Genomic DNA, 19602 nt, shown 5'->3' with positions numbered 1-19602 from the left:
ACGGGTGCCGCAGCGTTCAGCGGTACAGCACCGTGGGCAGCCAGAGGCCGATGCCGGGGAAGACGTAGAGCAGCACCAGCGCAATCAGCTGGATGCCCATGAACGGCAGCATGCCCAGGAAGATCTGGTTCAGCGTGACATGCGGCGGCGCCACGCCCTTCAGGTAGAACGCGGCCATTGCCACCGGCGGCGACAGGAAGGCGGTCTGCAGGTTCAGCGCCACCAGCAGCCCGAAGAACAGCGGGTCGATGCCGAAGTTATCCAGCAGCGGGATAAAGATCGGCATGAAGATGATGATGATCTCGGTCCATTCCAGCGGCCAGCCGAGCAGGAAAATGATCAGCTGCGCCAGGATCATGAACTGCACCGGCGACAGGTTCAGCGACAGCACCCACTGCTCGACCAGCGCCTGTCCGCCCAGCAGCGCGAACGCGGCAGAGAAGATCGACGAGCCCACGAACAGCCAGCACACCATGGCGCTGGTCTTGGCCGTCAGCAGCACCGATTCCTTGACCACGCGGAAGTTCAGCTGCCGGTACGCTGCCGCCAGCAGCGCGCCGCCGAGCGAGCCCACCGCCGCGGCTTCGGTCGGCGTGGCCAGCCCGAACACGATCGAGCCCAGCACCGCCAGGATCAGCAGCGCCAGCGGGAAGAACGACGACAGCAGCATCTTGAAGATTTCCAGCCGCGCGAAGCTGAAGCGCCAGTAGAAGTACACCAGCACCGCCGCCACGGCCGCCAGCGTGATCCAGAACCAGCGGGGTGCGGATACTGCAGCCGCCGCCGGCACTGGCGCTGGCTGCGCCCCGGCTTGCGCTGCGGTCGTCGGTGCAGGGGTGGTAGCGGCGGGAGCGGCCGGCGCTGCGGGCGCAGCGGATTCTTCCACTGGCGGCGCCTGCAGGTCGTCGAGTGATGCGCTGCTTTCCTCGGCGCCTCCCATCGACAGCGGTGCCTCCACCGCGACGCTGGCGGCGGGCGCGGTGACCACGCTGTATATCGTTCCCATCACCAATACCACGGCGATCGCCGGCAGCAGCACGATGCCCAGCTGGCGCGCGAACACTGCCGTCGGCAGGTCGGCATTGCGCGGGCCCTTGAGCGCGCGCATCAGGCCGGCACCGAGCGCAGGCAAGGCATGGGTGGCGCCGCGGGCTTCCAGCGTGCGCGCCACCGGCGGCAGCGGCACCACCCGCTCGGCTTCCGGCAGCGGCGGCGCGAGCGCGGGCTTGAGCTTGGCCAGGATCAGGAGGTAGAGGATATAGAGCCCGGTCAGCATCAGGCCCGGGAAGAACGCGCCCGCATAGAGCTGCACCACCGACACGCCCGCGGTGGCGCCGTAGACGATCAGCAGCACCGACGGCGGGATCAGGATGCCCAGGCAACCGCCCGCGGTGACCGCGCCGGCCGACAGCGACGTGCTGTAGCCCGCGCGCAGCATGGCGGGGAAGGCCAGCAGGCCCATCAGCGTGACCACGGCGCCGACGATGCCGGTGGCGGTCGCGAAGATCGCGCAGGTCACCAGCGTGGCCACCGCGAGCGAGCCGGGAATCCACGCCAGCGCAAGGTGCAGGCTGCGGAAGAGCTTTTCGATCAGGTTGGAGCGCTCGACCAGGTAGCCCATGAACACGAACAGCGGGATCGAGATCAGCACGTCGTTGGTCATGACGGCATAGGCCCGCTGCACCATCAGGTCCAGCGTCTGCTGCACCGCGATCGTGGGGTCGGCGTGGCGGTAGGCCAGCCAGGAGAACAGCACGCCCATGCCCATCAGCGTGAACGCGGTGGGGAAGCCCAGCATGATCGCCACCACGATCAGCGCCAGCATCAACAGGCCGAGGTGTCCGTTGGTCCAGTCCGCCGGCGCGGGCATGAACCACGCCACGGCGCCGACGATCAGCACCATCAGGGAAATGCCGAACCACAGTTCTTTCCTCATCGGCCGGCTCCAGGCTGGTCGTCGCGCGGCGGCGGTGACTCGGCCAGCTCAGCGGTAGGGGTGCCTTGCACCATCTCCTTGAGCTGCTCGACATCGACTTCCTCGACATCGCCTTCGCGCGGCGGCCAGCTGCCGTTCGCCAGGCACAGGATGCAGCGGATGGTCTCGGCCACGCCCTGCAGCAAAAGCAGCGCGCCGGCCACGGGAATCACTGCCTTGAACGGATAGATCGGCGGACCGTCGGCGGCGATGGAAGAGTGTTCGTCCTGTGCCAGCGAGACCTCGAAGAAATCGATGCCCGCCCAGGCCAGCGCGATCACACCGGGGAAGAAGAAGGCCAGGTAGAGCACCAGGTCGATTGACGCCTGCATCCGCGGCGGCAGGAAGCCATAAAGGATGTCGCCGCGCACGTGGCCGCGCTTGGCCAGGGTATACGCGCCGGCCAGCATGAACATCGTGCCGTACAGCATATTGCTGGCATCGAACACCCAGGCGTGCGGCGTGCCCAGCGCATAGCGCGAGAACACCTCGTAGCTGATCATCAGCGTGAGCCCGATGATCAGCCACGCGCCGGCCTGGCCGACGAAGGTGCTGATGCGGTCGATGCCAAGCAGCAGGCGTTGCACGGTATGGCCCCCGGAGTGGCGCGGCTCAGGTGCGTTTGGAGAAGTAGTGGCTCGTTGCCAGCCGGAAATCGACGTTAGTGTCGTTCTGCCAGCGCGTGGCGCGCTCGGCGAAGGCCTTCATCGAATCATTGACCTTCTTGAACATCGGGTTTTCCTTTTCCTTGCGCGCCACGATCTCATCCCATACCTTCAACTGCGCCTGCAGCACCGAGTTGGGGGTCGCGTAGAACTTCACGCCTTGCTTCTGCAGCGCCTGGTAGTCCTTGGAATAGCGGTCGATCGCCTTGATCGACATATCCGCGGACGCCGCTTCCACCGCGTTGGCGATCAGCGCCTTGAGCTTGGCCGGCAGCGCGTCATAGCGCTTGCGGTTGAACAGGATCTCGAACTGCTCCGAGGGCTGGTGGAAGCTGCGCAGCATGCAGACCTTGGACACGTCCTGGAAGCCCAGCGCGCGGTCGGAGCTGGCGTTGTTGAACTCGGCCGCATCGAGCAGCCCGCGGTCCATCGCCGGCACGATCTCCGCGCCCGGCAGCGCGTTCACCGCGGCGCCCAGGCCGGTGAAGATGTCGATCGACAGCCCCACCGTGCGGAACTTCAGCCCCTTGAAGTCTTCCGGCTTGGTGATGGGCTTCTTGAACCAGCCCAGCGGCTGGGTCGGCATCGGGCCATACAGGAACGACACCACGTCCAGGTTGAGGCTGCGGTAGATCTCCTGCTGCAACTCCTTGCCGCCGCCGTACTTGTGCCAGGCCAGCAGCATGTTCGGGTCCATGCCCCAGGCCGGGCCCGAGCCCCACAGCGCCAGCGCCGAGTTCTTGCCATACCAGTACGCGATCACGCCATGGCCGCCGTCCAGCGTGCCCTTGCTGACCGCGTCGATCAGGTCGAAGGCCTTGACCACCGCGCCCGCGGGCAGCAGCTCGATCTTCAGGTCGCCGCCCGACATATTGTTCACCTTGGTGACGAAGTCGCCGGCGAACTCGTGGAAGATGTCCTTGGTGGGCCAGGTGCTCTGCCAGCGCATCGTGACCGGGCCTTGCGCCTTGACGATGGCCGGGAAGCCCATTGCCGCGGCGCCCGCGGCCGCACCGGCGGCCCCCCCAAGGAAGCCGCGCCGGGAAACGCCTGGCTTGGTTTCCGCTTCAGGTTTTGCTGCGCCTGCTTTCCTCGTCCTGGATGCCATGACCGCCTCCATTTGCTATGTGTGGGATTACCCGCGAGCGCCGGCCATGGGGGCCGAGACAACTCGCCACTGACGCGAACATCGGAAAAGTCGGGAAATCTGGAGCATGCCGGGCCAGTGGCCGCGCGGCAGGAGCGGGCGTGCAGGTGGCCCGTGATTCCCTTCATGGTAGGAAAGGGACAGGGAACCACAATCTAGGGATTACCCGCGCGGTGTGGGCCCGCGCACTTCGTGGCGGGGCCCGCCGATGCCGCGGATCCGGGGCTGGGCGCTCAGGTGCGGGTGATGCCGACCGTGAACTCGGCCTCCAGCAGCCCCGCTGCATCGGCAGCCTGGCGCACGCGCATCTGGTTCGGGTGGGGTCCCGCGATCGGGTCCTGCGTGGTGGCGCGCGACGGCACGCCGTGCGCGCGGTAGGCCGGGTGGCTGCCCAGCACCTCGCGGTTCAGGGTATCGCTGAAGTACAGCTGGCTGGTCAGGGCTTCCGACCGCCCCAGCAGCACCTTGAAGTGGATATGGATGGCGCGTGGCGCGTACCAGCCGGGATAGATCGACGTGAACGTGGCCACGCCGTCCTGGCTGGTGGGCTGGACGCCACGCAGGAAACGCGCCTGGCGGTTGCCGCGGCCCTCGCCGCTGTAGCTGCCGTCGGCATCGCAGTGCCAGATGCTGACCAGCGCACCCGGCACCGGCGCGCAGCCGCGCCCGGCATCCACCACCCGGATGCACAGCCGCAAGGGTTGGCCAGGGCGGTCGTCGCGGATGTCGGTGCGCACCAGGGCGTCGTCGAGGTAGAAGGGGCCTTCGGTGGCGGCGGGCGTCAGCAGGCAGGCGGCGGGGGTGGCCGCTGCCGCCGCGGGCGCGATGCCGGCAGCGGCAAGCAGGCCGCCCAACTCATGCAGGAAGCGGCGGCGCGCCGCGTCGGTGGCTGCCGCGCTGTCGGCGCCAATTGCCGGGCGCACTGTCATGGTGGGCTCCGAGGTGATCCGGGTGCGTCTTGCGGCGCGTGGTGCTGCCGCGCCGGCGCCGAGACGTCAGCGTCCCATCGCCTTGAGCATCGAGTAGCCGTGGCTGGTAATGCGCGGCTCCTGCCGGCGGCCATGCAGGATCTCAAGTTGTACGAGTTGCTTTTCGACCAGTGCCTTCAGGTCGATGGGGTCGATCTGGCGGGAATCGCTGGAATCGAGAGAATCGGGGCCGTCGCTCAGCAATAGCAGCGTGGCAAATTCATGCGGGCTCAGCACGTTCGTCTCCTTGGCTAGAGGGGGGCGTTTGCTGGGAGTCTGCGCGGCGCAGCAGCGCCAAACGCGGGAAGATTGTCAGAAGCCCTGGAGACGATGCGGCACATGCCGCCCATGCGTGCTGCGCCGCGGTGAAATGCTGCGGCGCGGCATCCTGTCTCCGGCGACTAATTGGTTTGACGAGGCCGGCAGCACGCGGTTCCGTGCAACCGCTCGCGGTTACATGTGACCGGGCGTCGCACGCCGTGATCGTCATCCGCCGCTCATTATCAGCCTGTCACGATGACAATGTGATGGCCATGCCGATACTGTGGAATTGGGCGGCAGCCTACCGCCCATTGCACCGCTTGCGCCGCATCGCGGCGTCTATCGGCCCTGCTGCTCGCGCCACGCCTCGTACAGGTCGATGCCCTCGTCGCGCGCCGGTACATAGGCCAGCGTCATCTCCCGTTGCTCCAGCGGCCGGGCCAGCTCGATATAACCGCGCTCCGCGGACAGGTCGTAGGGTTCGCCGTCTTCATTGGAGTAGGCGTAGTAGACCGCCTTCACGCCGGCCAGATACATTGCCGACAGGCACATCGAGCAGGGGTAGCCGCTGGCGTACACCGTGCAGCCGCTCAGGTCCGGCTTGCCCAGTGCCCGGCTGGCGGCGCGCACGGCCTGCATTTCGGCGTGTGCACTCGGGTCGCAGGTGGCGTCTACCTGGTTGACCGCGCGGGCCAGCACCTCGCCGTCCCTGACGACCACGGCGCCAAAGGGCCAGGTATTGCGTTCGCGCACGTTCTCCATGGCGAGGCGGATGGAATCAAGCAGATAGGCTTCTGTCGTGGACACGCGTTGTCTCCCTTGAGGCCTGGCCCGTGCAGGCGGACGATGGTTCGGGCCTCGGGACTATAGGCCAGCGTGCGCGGGCATGGTGGCGTGGGTTGTTATAGGGCGTATTTGGGCCTTGCGCGTGCAGCACCGGTTATTGGCGATGGCACTGGCGTGCATTCGAATCCATAACTTCGCGCGGCGTGGCCGGCATGACAGAATGCACCGGACCGCATCGACACCCCTTACACCCGAGGCATCCGCACGGAGGAAAGAACATGCTGGCGGCGCGCCTGTCCATCTGCCTTGCCCTGGTCATTGCCATGCTGATATCCACCCCAGCCGCCGCCGCCGGCGGCACGCCCGAACAACAGTTGCGCGAGGCCGCGGCCAGCGGCAACGCCGCGCAGGTCACCGCACTGCTTGGCCAGGGCGCCAGCATCGATGACCGCGATGCGCAGGGACGCACGGCGCTGCTGCTGGCCACGCACCACAACCGCGTGCAGGCGGCCAGGGTCCTGGTCGATGCCGGCGCCGACGTGAACGCGAAAGATGCCATCCACGACAGCCCCTACCTGTACGCCGGCGCGCGCGGCTACAACGAGATCCTGCGCCTGACGCTGGCCCATGGCGCGGACCTGCGCAGCACCAACCGCTACGGCGGCACCGCGCTGATTCCCGCCGCCGAGCGCGGCCATGTCGAGACCGTGCGCACGCTGATCGCGGCCGGCGTGGCGGTGAACCATGTCAACAAGCTCAAGTGGACGGCCCTGCTGGAGGCCATCATCCTTGGCAACGGCGGGCAGGCCCATACCGAGATCGTGCGCCTGCTGGTCAAGGCGGGCGCCGACGTGAACCTGGCCGACGGCGACGGCGTGTCGCCGCTGCAGCATGCGCGCCAGCGCGGCTATACGCAGATCGAACAGATTCTCAGCGCCGCCGGCGCACGCTGAACCCTGCGCCGCAAGGCGGCTCGCTCTCGCCTGCCTCATATATACTGTCAGTGTGCATACAAAATGGTGAGAGCGATGTCTGCGAGAGCGAAACGCAACGCAACGAGTGGCAGTCATGAGGTGGCGGATGCCATGCCGGAAGCCGATCCGGCAAAGGAATTGCTCTGGGCCCGCCCGGGGTTCCTGGTGCGGCGCTTGCACCAGATCCACGTCGCGATGTTCTTCGAGGAGTGCAAGTCGCCCAATATCACGCCCGTGCAATATGCCATCCTGACGGTGCTGTCGGTGCTGCCGGGATTGGACCAGACTTCGCTCGGGCAAGAGGTCGGCCTGGACCGGACCACGACCGCCGACGTCGTGCGCCGGCTCGAGGAGCGCGGGCTGGTAGAGCGCCGCGACAACCCCGCCGACCGGCGCACCCGCCACGTCCACCTGACGCGGGAAGGCAAGAGCGTGGTCACGGCGCTGCGTGGCGACATGGCGCGTGCGCAGGAGCGCATGCTGGCGCCGCTGAAGCCCGCCCAGCGCGAAGTGTTCATGGACCTGCTGGCGACGCTGGTGGAAGCCAACAACCAGTACAGCCGCACCGTGCTGCGCAGCATGTGAGCCCGGCGGCGGGCGCAAGGCCCGCCGCGCCCCCAACGCGCGCTAGACCGGGTAGACCAGGTCGTTGGCGATGATGGTGGTGTCGTAGACAACCTGCCGCTCGCGCAGCAGCAGGCTGCCACCCTGGCGGCGGAAGCGGTCGTAGTAGGTCCCCGCCAGGTGGATCGTGGTGGGGCCCTCCACCAGTGTCTGCAGCAGCATGTAGTTGGCCTGTGCCACGATATCGCCGTCCGCGGTTTCGTCGCTGACCCGCGTGTTGGTCACCAGGTGCAGGTTGTAGCGCGGCGCGAACATCTGGGTATTGGCAATCGCAGCGGCGCGGTCGCGCATCATGCCCACCCCTTCGGCGTAGACCAGCCCCACCGGCAGGTTGCGCTCGGCATTCTCGCGCGCGGTGATCCGGTAGAGCGCATTCTCGGTGAAGAAGCGGGGCCATTGCTCCACCAGGCCGGCGTCGAGCACCGCGCAGTATTCCGCGTGGAAGGCCTCGATCTCCAGTCGCAGTTCAATGGCGCGCGCGGTGCCGAGGGCGCTCTCGCGATAGAGGGAATAGTTCATCGGTTTCATATTCTGGGAATCCCGTTAGCCGCCGTTCAGAACCCCATCACGCCGCGGTAGTACTGGTACATCGCACGGATGGCGGATTCGGAGATCAGGGAGTTGGAGGTGCCGACCTGGTCCGGGTCCAGCTTGAGCACATTGAGGTCGCTGCTGGAGCGGCGCACGCCTTCCTGCACGAACTTCATCGCCTCGTTGTCTTCCAGCCCCAGGAAGCCAGCGGGGCCCATCAGGTTGCCTTGGCGCAGGCGGTGCTGCGTCATCTCCTCGGTATCATCCTCGTAGCCGAACATGGTCCACAGCATCAGCATGCTGTCCGGCCCGTTGGGCACGATCTGGCGCACGCCGAGGGTGTTCATTTCGCGCTGCACGATCAGGTTCGGCCAGATCGTCTGCATCGTCACCGACCAAGGCGAATCGAACTCTTTCACATATTCCAGGAAGCGTTCGTCCTCCAGGCGCATGCCTTCATGGTATGAGCGCATCTCCTTCTTGTTCTCGTCGCTGACGGCCGCGTACTTGTCTTCCTTCTTCGCCGACGCCATGGTGCCGTGCCGCCCGTGCACGGGATCGGCGATCATGGCGCTTTCGTTGCCCGCCACCAGCAGTCCGAACACCACCAGGAAGGAGTGCAGCAACGTGGCGTGGTACGGGTCCTTGAGGTTCTCGTGGTACATCTTCCAGTTGCACGGAAGTTCGTTCTTGTAGTACCCGAGCACCTTGAGCGGCTTGCCGTTGAAGACGATGTCGAAGTCCTTGAGGATCTCCGGCGTCAGGTAGTCTTCCAGGCTTTCCATGTCCGCCGCGTACGAGGCGAAGATCACGCCGTTGCGCGTGGCCACGTTCAGCTTGACCAGGCCGTGGTCCTCGTTGCGGAAGTCCCTGGGCATGCCACCCGCGCGATTGACGCCGCGCTTGAACGGAACGCCCTGCAGGTTGCCCTTGAGGTCGTAGGACCACTGGTGATAGGGGCAGACGAATTCCTTTGCATTGCCCTGGCTGTGGCGGCAGAACTCGGCGCCGCGGTGCGCGCAGCGATTTTCGAAGACGTTGACCGAGCCGTCTTCGGCGCGCGACACCACCACCGGCGTCGCGCCGACATAGGAGCGCTTGTAGTCGCCGGCGTTGGGGATCTCCGCTTCGAGCGCGACGTAGTTCCAGGAGCGTCCGCGAAAGATCTTCTGCAGCTCGAGGTCATGCACCTCCTTGCTGGTGTAGACCCAGTCCGGGATGTAGTGCAGGCTGTCTTCGGGCCAACGGCAGTCGGCCAGGCCGGCGTCTTTCTTGCCCAGCGTGTGCTGGATCACAGCTTGTGTCTGGTACATGTGGGAGTCCTTTCAGAGTGTAGTGGGGCTGGCCGCTGCCGTAGGGAGGTCGCGCACCAGCTGTCGCAGCGGCATGGCGTCATCGCACAGCCGTGGCAGCAGGTCTTCGACGGCATGGCCGAAGAGCGCGCGCAGCGGCCGCAGGTCGCCGCCGGCATTGATGGCGATGGCGTGGCTGAGCCGGCCGTGCCGGGTGCCGAGCAGCATGAACCTGGGGCAGGGCGCGTCGCTGGCGGCGATGCCGCGCCAGGCATAGCGGGTATCGGGAGTGGCCGCGCCGAGCATCTGCACGTTGCAGCCGAACTGGTCGGTCCAGAACCACGGCATCGCCGCGGGTTCGGCCTGCACGCCCAGCATGGCGGCGGCGGCGATGCGCGCCTGCTCGTTGGCGCTTTGCCAGGATTCCAGCCGCATGTGGGCGCCGAGCCGGGGCTGGTACTGGCTGCAGCAGTCGCCCGCGGCATAGATGCCGGCCGCGCTGGTGCGGCCCTGCTGGTCGACCTGGATGCCGCCGTTGGCGGGGTCCAGCGCCAGGCCGGCGGCGGCGCCGAGCGCCACCTCGGGCGTCAGCCCGATCGCGACCACCACCAGCGGCGCCTGCAACGCCGCGCCGTCCGCAAGCCTGACCTGCACGCCATCGGCCTGCGGCACCAGGGCCGCGATGCCGCAGCCGAGCCGCAGCTCGACGCCTTGCGCAAGCACGCGCTGCGCCAGCCAGCTGCCAAGCTCAGGCGGCAGCGCGCGGCCGAGCAGCCGGTCGGCGCTTTCGATCAGCGTGACCCGGAGGCCGAGGCCGGCCGCGGTCGAGGCCGTTTCCAGGCCAAGGAAGCCGCCGCCGATCACGATCACTTCGCGCGCGCGCTGCATGGCATCGCGCAGGCGGGCGGCGTCGTCGAGCGTGCGCAGGTAGTGCACGCGGGGCGTGCCCGGGGGAAGCGTAGGCAGGACGCGCGCATTGCCGCCTGTGGCGAGCAGGCAGGCGGCGTAGCGAATGGCCTCGCCATCGGCGCAGTGCGCCACGCTGTGCGCGGGGTCCAGCGCGGTGACCGTGGTGCCAAGCCGCAGCTCGATCTCCTGCCCGGCATAGAAGCCGGCGGGGTGCACGCCGATCTTGCCGTCCTGCGCGGCATCGGCGAGCACGGACTTGGACAGCGGCGGGCGTTCGTACGGTGCATGGCGTTCGCCGCCGGCCATGACGATGCGGCCGCGATGGCCGAGCCTGCGCAGTTCGGCAGCGGCCATCGCGCCTGCCTGGCCGGCGCCGACAATCAGGATGGGCGTGTCTTGTGGCATGCTCGGCTCCTTCAAAGCTCGACCCACACCCGGCTGTCTTCGAACTTGACCGGGTAGGTGCGGATGTCGCTGGTGGCAGGCGCGCACATCGCCTTGCCGGAGCGGATGTCGAAGCGGGCCTGGTGCAGCGGGCACTCGATGCAGCCGTCTTCCAGGTAGCCGTCGGACAGCAGCGCGTACTGGTGCGTGCAGACGTTGTCGGTGACGAAGTACTGGTCGTCGCTGCGATAGACGGCGAGCTGGCGGTCCCCCAGCGTGAGCGGCATTACCTCGTCGTTCCGCAGGCCGTGGGCGGCGTCGATTTCAATCCATGCCATGGCGATCTCCGTGAATTGCATTTGTCAGTATGCTGAATATATAAGATCAGTGTACTGATGTTTTATGCTCACAGTATTCTGGTTAACCCTGGCCCGGGTTGGCCGCGCCGGATCCGGCTGGCCCCACCGCGGGCGCGCCGGCCTGCAGCGACGGGCGGGCCTGCCAGCGCGCCAGGATCTCGCCCATGATGCCGCGGCGGAACGTCAGCACGCACACCACGAAGATCAGCCCCGTCACCATGCTGACCGATTCGCCCAGCGTTTCGAACCAGCCGATGCCGGTCATGGCCGCGAGCGCATTGCCGGCGTCGCCCAGCTTGTTTTCCAGCGCCACGATCACCAGCGCGCCGACCAGCGGGCCCGACAACGTGCCCATGCCGCCGACCAGCGTCATCAGGATGACCGTGCCCGACATCATCCAGTGCACGTCGGTGAGCGTGGCAAAGCCCAGCACCAGGGTCTTGAGCGCGCCCGCCAGCCCGGCCAGCGCCGACGACAGCACGAACGCCAGCAGCTTGAAGCGGTCCGCGTCATAGCCCAGCGAGATGGCACGCGGCTCGTTCTCCTTGATCGCACGCAGGATCTGCCCGAACGGCGAGTTGACGATGCGCATGATGCCGAGGAAGGCCGCGGCGGTGATCAGCAGCACGACGTAGTACATGGTGTGGTCCGACGCCAGCGGCAGCACGCCGAACAGGTCGCCCCGCGGCACCGCCTGGAGGCCGTCTTCGCCACCGGTCGCGGGCGCCTGCAGGCAGAAGAAATAGAACATCTGCGCCAGCGCCAGCGTGATCATGGCGAAGTAAATGCCCTGCCTGCGTATTGCCAGTGCACCAAACACCAGGCCGAGCAGGGCACCGAACGCGGTGCCTGCGAGCAGGCCCAGCTCCGGCGTCAGCTGCAGGAACTTCATCGCATAGCCGCAGGCATAGGCGGCGCCGCCGAAGAAGGCCGCATGGCCGAACGACACCAGCCCGGTGTAGCCCAGCAGCAGGTTGAAGGCGCAGGCAAAGAGCGCGAAGCACAGCAGCTTCATCACCAGCACCGGGTAGGCGCCCAGCCAGGGCGCGAGCAGCAGGACCGCCAGCAGCAGTCCGTAGGCGAAGGTTGCACGCTTTCCGCTTGCCATCATTTTTCCTTTCCAAAGAGCCCGGCGGGGCGCACCAGCAGCACGCACACCATGGCGACGAAGACCACCGTCGCGGAGGCTTCGGGGTAGTAGACCTTGGTAATACCCTCGAAGACACCCAGGCCAAGTCCGGTGAAGATCGAGCCCAGGATCGACCCCATGCCGCCGATCACCACCACGGCGAAGACCGTGATGATCAGATTCTGGCCCATCAGCGGCGAGACCTGCATCACCGGCGCGGCCAGCACGCCCGCCAACGCGGCCAGGCCCACGCCGAACGCGTAGGTCAGCGTCACCAGCAGCGGCACGTTGACGCCGAAGGCCTCGACCATGCGCGGATTCTCGGTGCCGGCGCGCAGGTAGGCGCCCAGCCGCGTCTTCTCGATCATGAACCAGGTGGCAAAGCACACCGCCAGCGACGCCAGCACCACCCATGCGCGGTAGTTGGGAAGCACCATGAAGCCCAGCTGGCTCACGCCAGACAAGCCTTCAGGCGTGGGATAGGGCAGGCCTGAGACGCCATAGATCGAGCGCAGCGCGCCTTCGATCAGCAGGCAGATGCCCAGCGTCAGCAGCAGCCCGTACAGGTGGTCGAAGCGGTAGAGGTGGCGCAGCATGGTGCGCTCAAGCACCACGCCGAGCGCCCCGGCCAGCACCGGTGCCAGCACCAGCATCAGCCAGTAGTTGAGCCCGAGATAGTTCAGGCCCATCCAGGCCAGCACCGCGCCGAGCATGAACAGCGCGCCGTGCGCAAAGTTGATCACGTTGAGCAGGCCGAAGATCACGGCCAGGCCCAGGCTCAGGATCGCGTAGAACGAGCCGTTGACCAGCCCCAGCAGTAACTGGCTCAGCAGCGCGGGCAGGGGCACTCCAAACAATTCCATGAAAAGTCTCCTTAAACGCCCAGCAAGGCGCTGAGCGTGGGCATCTTTCGTTCGAGCTCATCGGCGCCGAAGGCCTCGACGATGCGGCCGTGCTCCATCACGAAGAAGCGGTCCGCCAGCGGCGCGGCAAAGCGGAAGTTCTGCTCCACCATGACGATGGTGTAGCCGCGGCCGCGCAGCATGGCGATCATCTTCGCCAGCTTTTGCACGATCACGGGCGCCAGGCCTTCCGAGATCTCGTCGAGCAGCAGCACGCTGGCGCCAGTGCGCAGGATGCGGGCCACCGCCAGCATCTGCTGCTCGCCGCCCGACATGCGCGTGCCCTGGCTCTTGCGCCGCTCGTGCAGGTTGGGGAACATCTCGTAGATCTCGCCCAGCGTCATGGGCTCGCGCAGTCCGACCGCCCCCGGGGTGCAGGCGAATTGCGGCGGCAGCAGCAGGTTCTCCTCGCAGGACAGGCTGGCGAAGATGGCGCGCTCTTCCGGGCAGTAGCCCAGGCCCAGCGGTGCGATGCGGTGCGTCTTCATGCCGATGGTTTCCTGGCCGTGCACACGCACCGAACCCTTGCGCATGCCGACCAGGCCCATGATGGCGCGCAGCGTGGTGGTGCGTCCGGCGCCGTTGCGGCCGAGCAGCGTCACCACCTCGCCCGGGTTGACGGTCAGGTCCACGCCGTGAAGGATGTGCGACTCGCCATACCAGGCGTGCAGGCCGCGGAGTTCGAGGGCAGGGGAGGCCGTCCTTGTCATGATGCCTCCGCGTTCAGCGCCGCCGCGGCTGCGTGGCGGTCTTCGGGTTCGTCGGTGGTTCCCATATAGGCTTCCCTTACCTGCGGATTGCGTGAGATCTCGTCATAGGTCCCTTCTGCCAGCACCGCGCCGCGCTGCAGCACCGTGATGCGGTCCACGATGGACGACACCACGCTCATGTTGTGTTCCACCATCAGCACCGTCCGCCCCGCCGAAACGCGCTTGATCAGGGCGGTGACGGTCTCCACGTCTTCATGCCCCATGCCTTGCGTCGGTTCGTCCAGCAGCATCAGCTCCGGGTCGGTCGCGAGCGTGGTGGCGAGTTCCAGCGCGCGCTTGCGCCCGTAGGCCAGCTCCGCCGTGCCCAGGTGCGCGAAGCCGGCCAGGCCGACCGCATCCAGCAGTTCCATGGCGCGGCCGTCCAGCCGCGACAGGGAGCGCCTGCCACGCCAGAAATGCCAGGAGGACCCGAGCCGGCGCTGCAGCGCGATGCGCACGTTCTCCAGCACCGTCAGTTGCGGAAACACCGCCGAGATCTGGAACGAGCGGATCACCCCCATGCGGGCGATCTGGGCCGGCCGCAGCGCGGTGATGTCGGTGCCGTTGAAGTGGATCGAGCCTGACGAGGGCGCATGGAACTTCGTCAGCAGGTTGAAGCAGGTGGTCTTGCCGGCGCCGTTGGGGCCGATCAGCGCGTGGATCGAGCCCCGCCGCACGGACAGGCTGACATCGCTGACTGCGGTAAAGCCCTTGAACGCCTTGGTCAGTCCCTGCGTCTGCAGGATTACATCAGTGTCAGGCATGGCGCGCTCACTTCTTCACCAGGGGACATTCGCTGGCGGACAGCGGCCGGAAGGCTTCGTCGCCGGGGATCGTGCCGATGTACCTGACCAGGTCCCACGGGCCCTTGGACTCGGCCGGGGTCTTGGCCTGGGCCAGGTACATGTCATGCACCATGCGGCCGTCGACACGCACCTTGCCATTGCGCACGAAGGCATCGTTGACGGGCAGCGCGCGCATCTTCTCCGCCACGGCCGGGCCTTCCACGGTCTTGGCGGCTTCCACCGCCTTCAGGTAATGCAGCACGCCTGAATAGACGCCGATCTGGCCATGCGTGGGATAGGTCTTGTGGCGCTTGTAGTAGCGCTCGACGAAGTCCTTCGACTTGCCATCCAGGTCGAGCTTGAACGGGTCGACATAGGTCAGCCCTTGCGCAGCGTTCAGGCCCAGGCTCTTGATATCGGTGATGAAGGTGGAGGGCGTGATCACCGTCTGGCCCGCCTTGATCAGGCCGAACTCGCCGGCTGCCTTGACCCCGTTGATCATGTCGTTGCCGGCGTTGGCCAGCACCACCACCTTGGCCTTGGAAGCCGAGGCGGCCACCACCGGGCTGCTGAAATCGCTGGCGTTGAGCGGATGCCGGGTGGCGCCCACGTTCTTGCCGCCGCCTGCGTCCACGGCCTTGCGGAAATCTGCCTCCAGCGACTGGCCGAAGGCGTAGTCCACGGTGATGTAGTACCAGCTGTTGCGGCCCTGTTCGATCATGCGCCGCACCAGCGGGTAAGACACCGAATACGTGTCCCAGGCCCAGTGGAAGCCGGTGGGCGAGCAGTTCTGGTTGGTCAGCGCCATGGCGCCGCCGGTCGAGACGATGTCGATCTTCTGCTTCTGCCGCGCCACCTCCTGCACCGCCAGCGCGGTCGACGAGTTGGGAAAGTCGATCACCATGTCGACGCCATCGGTATCGAACCAGCGGCGCGCCAGCGACGAGGCGATATCGGCCTTGTTCTGGTGATCGGCGGAAAGCACCGTCACAGGTTTGCCGAGGGCCTTGCCGCCGAACTCTTCCACGGCCATCTGCGCGGCAAGCACGGAGCCCTTGCCGGAGAGGTCGGCATAGGAGCCGGACATGTCGGTGATGACGCCGATCTTCACGCCATTGGCGTCGGCCAGTGCGGGCGTGGCGGCGGCCAGGCCCAGCAGGGCGGAGGACGCAGCGAGGGTGCGGAGGATGCGAGAGGTGGACATCAGGGGCTCCAGGTTGTCTACGCGAAAGATTGGAACGGTTGCGATGGCTGCGTCGGCAGACCGCGGCGCCATCGCTGCGCCGCGGGTAGCGCGGATAAACTCAGTATGCTGAATAGTTGGCCGGAAGAAAGGGCGGAGAGATCCGCCCTTCAGCTTCACCCGTAGTGCCGCTCAGGTGGCCAGATCGCGGCCGCGCGTCTCCGGCACGAACAGCATGCCGATGACAAAGGCCAGACTGGCGATGATCACCGGGTACCACAGGCCGAAGTAGACGTCGCCGCTGGCCACGTTCATGGCCGTTACCACGAAGGACAGCATGCCGCCGACCCAGCCCGCGCCGAGGTGGAAGGGCAGCGACAGCGAGGTGTAGCGCACCCGGGCCGGGAACAGTTCCACCATGAAGGCCGCCATCGGCCCGTACACCATGGCCAGGAACAGGATCGGGACCAGCAGCAGCACGAATACCATCGGCGTGTTGATCTTGGCGGGGTCCGCGCGCTCGGGCCAGCCGGCCGCCACCAGCGCGCTCCTGATGGCGTCGCGGTCAAAGCCCTGCAGCGTGCGATCCGCGATGCGTACTTCAGCCTGCGCCGGATTGCTGGCCGGCACGAAGGTGTAGCCCACGCCCAGGTCGGTCAGGTAGCCGCGGATCTTGTCGCAGGCGGACACCGGCTCGCCGAACAGGCGCGCCTTGCAGTCGCCGGCCGTCACCTGCACGGCCCCTTGCTGCTGGAACTGTTCGAGCGCCGGATTGGCATAGTGCGTCAGGCCCTTGAACACCGGCTGGATGCACACCGCCGCCAGCAGGCAGGCGGCCATCATGATGTACTTGCGGCCGATGCGGTCGGACAGCCAGCCGAACAGCAGGTAGCAGGGGGTGGCCACCACCAGCGCGATCCCGATCAGCATGTGGACCGTTTCGAGCGGCACGTGCAGCGTCTTGTTGAGGAAGAACATCGAGTAGAAGTGGCCGGTGCCGAAGATGGCGCCCAGGCCCGCCGCCACCACGAACAGCAGCAGCACCGACCTGAGGTTCTTCCAGTTGGTGAAACTCTCGCGGATCGGCGCCCTCGAGGTGGTGTTGGCAGCCTTCATCCGGGCAAAGACCGGCGATTCATGCAGCTTGCCGCGGATGTAGACCGAGATCACCAGCATCACAAGCGACACGATGAAGGGAATGCGCCAGCCCCAGTCACGGAACTCGGCCTCGGTCAGGAAGGTCTTGAGCAGGTAGACGACCAGCAACGAGGACAGCAGGCCCAGCGTTGCCGTGGTCTGCAGCGAACTGGTGTACAGCCCGCGCTTGTGCACGGGGGAGTGCTCGGCCACGTAGGTGACCGCGCCGCCGACCTCGCCGCCCAGCGCCAGGCCTTGCAGCAGCCGCAGCAACACCAGCAGCACGGTGGCGGTGATGCCGATCTGCTCATACGTGGGCAGCACGCCGACGCCGACGGTGGCAACACCCATCAGCAGGATGGTGACCAGGAAGGTGTACTTGCGCCCGATCAGGTCGCCCAGGCGGCCGAACAGCAGCGCGCCCACCGGCCGTATCAGGAAGCCTGCGCCGAAGGTGGCCAGGCTGGCCAGGAAGGCGGCAGTCTCATTGCCCTTGGGGAAGAACAGTGCGCCGAAATACACCGCCAGTGCGGCGTAGATGTAAAAGTCGTACCACTCCATCAGGGCGCCGAAGGAAGAGGCAAGGATGACCTTGCGCTCCTCGGCTGTCATGCCGGATGCGGGGGCGCGTGTCTCGCTGCGAGTCAGGCTGATCGTCATGGCGGGGGTCCTTTGGTCTAGCTATTGTCTCTATATGTCTGCTCGTCCCGGCGGTGCCGGCGCCGCTGGCCAGGGCCTGTCGGTCCCTCGCGCAGTGCAGCGCCGCATCCTTCCGGTGCATCAGTCAGTATGCTGATGAGAAACGCAGTATGCTGAGCAAAATGCGGGCCAGTCCACAATGTGCCGGAATGCCCGAAATCGCCTATTTAAATGGCCTTTTAATATCGTCAGCATACTGAGCATCTGGGCTCAGTGTACTGAGCACCTATGGTCATCGTTATAGGTGTTAACCCTCCGCGCCGTTTCTAGACTTTTGGAAATTCGCTGACTAGAATCCGAAACTAATCAGTGTACTGATCAATTGCATCGGTGCACGCCGCATGCCATGCAGCACACGCCCGCAGCGAAGCGATTTCACCAATCAGGAGCCCCCACCAGCATGACCAAAGTGAAGAAGATCGCCCTCGAAGAGCATTTCATGACGCCGGGATTTCAGGCCTATTCCAAGGCGTTCACGCAGCATATTGATCCGGCGGTGTTTGCCGAGCTGGGCCGCCGCCTCGCCGATTTCGACGAGGACCGCCTTGCCGAGATGGACCGCGCCGGCATCGACATCACGGTGCTGTCGCAGACGGGTCCGGGCGTGCAGGGCGAGCCCGATGCCGGCCTCGCCGTGGCGCAGGCGCGCGAGAGCAATGACTTCCTGGCCGCGCAGATCGCGCGCCACCCCACGCGCTTTGCCGGCTTTGCCGCGCTGCCCATGCACGACCCGGAACAGGCCGCGCGCGAGCTGGAACGCGCCGTGCGCGAGCTTGGCTTCAAGGGATCGCTGGTGAACGGCCATACCCACGGGCGCTACTACGACGACCCGGCATACGATGCTTTCTGGGAACGCATGCAGGCGCTGGACGTGCCCATGTACCTGCACCCGACCGACGCGCTGGTTCAGCCGCAGGTCCTGGCGGGCCACCCCGAGCTGACCGGCGCGGCGTGGGGCTGGGGCGTCGAGACCGCATCGCATGCGCTGCGGCTGCTGTTCGGCGGCGTGTTCGACCGCTTCCCGCGCCTGAAGCTCATCCTCGGCCATATGGGCGAGGGCCTGCCGTACCAGCGCTGGCGCTTCGACAGCCGCTTTGCGGTCTATTCGCACGGCGTCCGGCTGGAGCGCTCACCTTCGGAATACATCGGCACCAATATCGTCATCACCACTTCGGGGGCGTGTTCGCACGGTGCGCTGGCCGGTGCCATTGCCGAGCTCGGCGCTGAGGCCGTGATGTTCTCGGTCGACTATCCCTACGAATCCACCGAAGTCGCGGCGAAGTTCATCGAGGACGCGCCGCTCGACGACACCATGCGCGCGCTGGTCTGCCACGGCAACGCGCAACGCCTGCTCAAGCTGTAACCGTACAACCCGAGGACCCTCATGCAAAAAGTCTTTCGCATCGGCCAGATCGTTCCCAGCTCGAACACGACCATGGAAACCGAGATTCCCGCGATGCTGCTGGCGCGCCAGCAGATCCGTCCGGAGCGCTTCACCTTCCACTCCAGCCGCATGCGCATGAAGAAGGTGGTCAAGGAAGAGCTGGCCGCCATGGATGCCGAATCCGACCGCTGCGCGGTGGAACTTAGCGACGCCCGCGTCGACGTGCTCGGCTACGCCTGCCTGGTCGCCATCATGGCCATGGGCCACGGCTATCACCGCAAGTCGGAGCAGCGCCTGAAGGTCCACACCATCGAGAATGGCGGCGACGCGCCGGTGATCACCAGCGCCGGTGCGCTGGTGGATGCGCTGCGCGTGATCGGCGCGCGCCGCATCGCCGTGGTCGCGCCATACTTGAAGCCGTTGACCGAGCTTGTGGTGGATTACATCCGCAACGAAGGCTATGAGGTGGTGGACTACCGTGCGCTGGAGATTCCGGACAACCTTGAGGTCGGCCGCCACGATCCGGCGCGGCTGCCGGGCATCGTGTCGCAGATGAACCTGGCGGATGTCGATGCCATCGTGCTGTCGGCCTGCGTGCAGATGCCGTCGCTGCCGGCAGTGGCAAAGGTAGAGGCGATGACGGGCAAGCCGGTCATCACCGCGGCCATTGCCACGACCTACGCCATGCTCAAGGCGCTGGACCTGGAGCCGGTCGTGCCGGGCGCCGGCGCGCTGCTGTCGGGCGCCTACTGAGGGCTT

The 19602-nt window shown here is 66.4% G+C and carries 20 protein-coding genes; 4 read left to right on the top strand and 16 right to left on the bottom strand.

The window, feature by feature from the left end; all coding sequences use genetic code 11:
- Positions 1–16 precede the first annotated feature (16 nt).
- The 6 genes from AC3WQZ_RS19675 to AC3WQZ_RS19650 all read right to left on the bottom strand — a co-directional run bounded on the left by AC3WQZ_RS19675 (position 17) and on the right by AC3WQZ_RS19650 (position 5823).
- A complete protein-coding gene (locus AC3WQZ_RS19675; protein WP_011616802.1) occupies positions 17–1936 on the bottom strand; it encodes a TRAP transporter large permease in 1920 nt (639 codons plus the stop codon).
- Entirely contained in the window at positions 1933–2562 is a 630-nt protein-coding gene (locus tag AC3WQZ_RS19670; protein WP_010814224.1) for a TRAP transporter small permease subunit, read from the bottom strand. The genes AC3WQZ_RS19675 and AC3WQZ_RS19670 overlap by 4 nt, the downstream gene beginning before the upstream one ends.
- Before the next feature lie 25 nt (positions 2563–2587).
- Positions 2588–3631, bottom strand: coding sequence for a TRAP transporter substrate-binding protein (locus tag AC3WQZ_RS19665; protein ID WP_010814223.1), 1044 nt, complete (start codon positions 3629–3631; stop codon positions 2588–2590).
- Positions 3632–4020: 389 nt separating this feature from the next.
- The gene (locus tag AC3WQZ_RS19660) at positions 4021–4716 is read right to left on the bottom strand and encodes an intradiol ring-cleavage dioxygenase (protein WP_010813517.1); all 696 of its coding nucleotides are present in this window, start codon (positions 4714–4716) and stop codon (positions 4021–4023) included.
- A gap of 66 nt (positions 4717–4782) precedes the next feature.
- Positions 4783–4992 (bottom strand): hypothetical protein, encoded by a 210-nt coding sequence (locus AC3WQZ_RS19655; RefSeq protein WP_010813516.1) that lies wholly within the window; start codon positions 4990–4992, stop codon positions 4783–4785.
- A gap of 363 nt (positions 4993–5355) precedes the next feature.
- Positions 5356–5823 (bottom strand): nucleoside deaminase, encoded by a 468-nt coding sequence (locus AC3WQZ_RS19650; RefSeq protein WP_081050362.1) that lies wholly within the window; start codon positions 5821–5823, stop codon positions 5356–5358.
- 257 nt (positions 5824–6080) lie between these two features.
- Here AC3WQZ_RS19650 and AC3WQZ_RS19645 point away from each other — a divergent pair, with 257 nt between their 5' ends.
- Both AC3WQZ_RS19645 and AC3WQZ_RS19640 read left to right on the top strand, forming a co-directional pair.
- A complete protein-coding gene (locus AC3WQZ_RS19645; RefSeq protein ID WP_010813514.1) occupies positions 6081–6755 on the top strand; it encodes an ankyrin repeat domain-containing protein in 675 nt (224 codons plus the stop codon).
- Between the two features lie 132 nt (positions 6756–6887).
- The gene (locus tag AC3WQZ_RS19640) at positions 6888–7361 is read left to right on the top strand and encodes a MarR family winged helix-turn-helix transcriptional regulator (protein WP_010813513.1); all 474 of its coding nucleotides are present in this window, start codon (positions 6888–6890) and stop codon (positions 7359–7361) included.
- 42 nt (positions 7362–7403) lie between these two features.
- Here AC3WQZ_RS19640 and AC3WQZ_RS19635 read toward each other — a convergent pair whose 3' ends face one another.
- From AC3WQZ_RS19635 to AC3WQZ_RS19590, 10 genes are all read right to left on the bottom strand, one after another.
- Complete coding sequence (locus tag AC3WQZ_RS19635) at positions 7404–7919, bottom strand: aromatic-ring-hydroxylating dioxygenase subunit beta (RefSeq protein ID WP_234788275.1); 516 nt, start codon at positions 7917–7919, stop codon at positions 7404–7406.
- A gap of 35 nt (positions 7920–7954) precedes the next feature.
- Positions 7955–9244: an aromatic ring-hydroxylating dioxygenase subunit alpha gene (locus AC3WQZ_RS19630; RefSeq protein ID WP_010813511.1), complete on the bottom strand. Its 1290-nt coding sequence runs from the start codon at positions 9242–9244 to the stop codon at positions 7955–7957.
- Positions 9245–9256: 12 nt separating this feature from the next.
- A complete protein-coding gene (locus AC3WQZ_RS19625) occupies positions 9257–10537 on the bottom strand; it encodes an NAD(P)/FAD-dependent oxidoreductase (RefSeq protein WP_058698594.1) in 1281 nt (426 codons plus the stop codon).
- An 11-nt stretch (positions 10538–10548) separates the two neighbouring features.
- On the bottom strand, positions 10549–10854 hold the full coding sequence (locus tag AC3WQZ_RS19620) for a non-heme iron oxygenase ferredoxin subunit (protein ID WP_011616807.1): 306 nt from the start codon (positions 10852–10854) through the stop codon (positions 10549–10551).
- An 82-nt stretch (positions 10855–10936) separates the two neighbouring features.
- Positions 10937–11983, bottom strand: coding sequence for a branched-chain amino acid ABC transporter permease (locus AC3WQZ_RS19615; RefSeq protein WP_011616808.1), 1047 nt, complete (start codon positions 11981–11983; stop codon positions 10937–10939).
- Positions 11983–12867, bottom strand: coding sequence for a branched-chain amino acid ABC transporter permease (locus AC3WQZ_RS19610; RefSeq protein WP_010813507.1), 885 nt, complete (start codon positions 12865–12867; stop codon positions 11983–11985). The genes AC3WQZ_RS19615 and AC3WQZ_RS19610 overlap by 1 nt, the downstream gene beginning before the upstream one ends.
- 11 nt (positions 12868–12878) lie before the next feature.
- Positions 12879–13616 (bottom strand): ABC transporter ATP-binding protein, encoded by a 738-nt coding sequence (locus tag AC3WQZ_RS19605; protein ID WP_010813506.1) that lies wholly within the window; start codon positions 13614–13616, stop codon positions 12879–12881.
- Complete coding sequence (locus AC3WQZ_RS19600) at positions 13613–14419, bottom strand: ABC transporter ATP-binding protein (protein ID WP_492301098.1); 807 nt, start codon at positions 14417–14419, stop codon at positions 13613–13615. Before AC3WQZ_RS19600 ends, AC3WQZ_RS19605 begins: the two co-directional genes overlap by 4 nt.
- 7 nt (positions 14420–14426) lie before the next feature.
- Complete coding sequence (locus AC3WQZ_RS19595) at positions 14427–15644, bottom strand: ABC transporter substrate-binding protein (protein ID WP_492301097.1); 1218 nt, start codon at positions 15642–15644, stop codon at positions 14427–14429.
- Positions 15645–15815: 171 nt separating this feature from the next.
- Entirely contained in the window at positions 15816–17420 is a 1605-nt protein-coding gene (locus AC3WQZ_RS19590; RefSeq protein ID WP_492301095.1) for an MFS transporter, read from the bottom strand.
- A gap of 439 nt (positions 17421–17859) precedes the next feature.
- On the opposite strand from AC3WQZ_RS19590, the gene AC3WQZ_RS19585 reads away from it, so the two are divergent.
- Together AC3WQZ_RS19585 and AC3WQZ_RS19580 are read left to right on the top strand one after the other, a co-directional pair.
- Positions 17860–18822: an amidohydrolase family protein gene (locus AC3WQZ_RS19585; RefSeq protein ID WP_492301094.1), complete on the top strand. Its 963-nt coding sequence runs from the start codon at positions 17860–17862 to the stop codon at positions 18820–18822.
- A 21-nt stretch (positions 18823–18843) separates the two neighbouring features.
- A complete protein-coding gene (locus tag AC3WQZ_RS19580) occupies positions 18844–19596 on the top strand; it encodes a maleate cis-trans isomerase family protein (protein WP_011616812.1) in 753 nt (250 codons plus the stop codon).
- The last annotated feature ends 6 nt before the right edge of the window (positions 19597–19602 follow it).

It is taken from the genome of Cupriavidus sp. FW305-26 (assembly GCF_058787975.1).
Note: the sequence above shows the minus strand (reverse complement) of the source record. Positions and strands in the feature narration are given on the sequence as shown.

Coding starts and splice junctions, on each gene's coding strand:
- AC3WQZ_RS19615 (WP_011616808.1), bottom strand. CDS start 11,983: ATGGCAAGCGGAAAGCGTGCAACCTTCGCCTACGGACTGCTGCTGGCG.
- AC3WQZ_RS19675 (WP_011616802.1), bottom strand. CDS start 1,936: ATGAGGAAAGAACTGTGGTTCGGCATTTCCCTGATGGTGCTGATCGTC.
- AC3WQZ_RS19610 (WP_010813507.1), bottom strand. CDS start 12,867: ATGGAATTGTTTGGAGTGCCCCTGCCCGCGCTGCTGAGCCAGTTACTG.
- AC3WQZ_RS19630 (WP_010813511.1), bottom strand. CDS start 9,244: ATGTACCAGACACAAGCTGTGATCCAGCACACGCTGGGCAAGAAAGAC.
- AC3WQZ_RS19660 (WP_010813517.1), bottom strand. CDS start 4,716: ATGACAGTGCGCCCGGCAATTGGCGCCGACAGCGCGGCAGCCACCGAC.
- AC3WQZ_RS19625 (WP_058698594.1), bottom strand. CDS start 10,537: ATGCCACAAGACACGCCCATCCTGATTGTCGGCGCCGGCCAGGCAGGC.
- AC3WQZ_RS19595 (WP_492301097.1), bottom strand. CDS start 15,644: ATGTCCACCTCTCGCATCCTCCGCACCCTCGCTGCGTCCTCCGCCCTG.
- AC3WQZ_RS19620 (WP_011616807.1), bottom strand. CDS start 10,854: ATGGCATGGATTGAAATCGACGCCGCCCACGGCCTGCGGAACGACGAG.
- AC3WQZ_RS19580 (WP_011616812.1), top strand. CDS start 18,844: ATGCAAAAAGTCTTTCGCATCGGCCAGATCGTTCCCAGCTCGAACACG.
- AC3WQZ_RS19665 (WP_010814223.1), bottom strand. CDS start 3,631: ATGGGCTTCCCGGCCATCGTCAAGGCGCAAGGCCCGGTCACGATGCGC.
- AC3WQZ_RS19640 (WP_010813513.1), top strand. CDS start 6,888: ATGCCGGAAGCCGATCCGGCAAAGGAATTGCTCTGGGCCCGCCCGGGG.
- AC3WQZ_RS19635 (WP_234788275.1), bottom strand. CDS start 7,919: ATGAACTATTCCCTCTATCGCGAGAGCGCCCTCGGCACCGCGCGCGCC.
- AC3WQZ_RS19585 (WP_492301094.1), top strand. CDS start 17,860: ATGACCAAAGTGAAGAAGATCGCCCTCGAAGAGCATTTCATGACGCCG.
- AC3WQZ_RS19600 (WP_492301098.1), bottom strand. CDS start 14,419: ATGCCTGACACTGATGTAATCCTGCAGACGCAGGGACTGACCAAGGCG.
- AC3WQZ_RS19605 (WP_010813506.1), bottom strand. CDS start 13,616: ATGACAAGGACGGCCTCCCCTGCCCTCGAACTCCGCGGCCTGCACGCC.
- AC3WQZ_RS19645 (WP_010813514.1), top strand. CDS start 6,081: ATGCTGGCGGCGCGCCTGTCCATCTGCCTTGCCCTGGTCATTGCCATG.
- AC3WQZ_RS19590 (WP_492301095.1), bottom strand. CDS start 17,420: ATGACGATCAGCCTGACTCGCAGCGAGACACGCGCCCCCGCATCCGGC.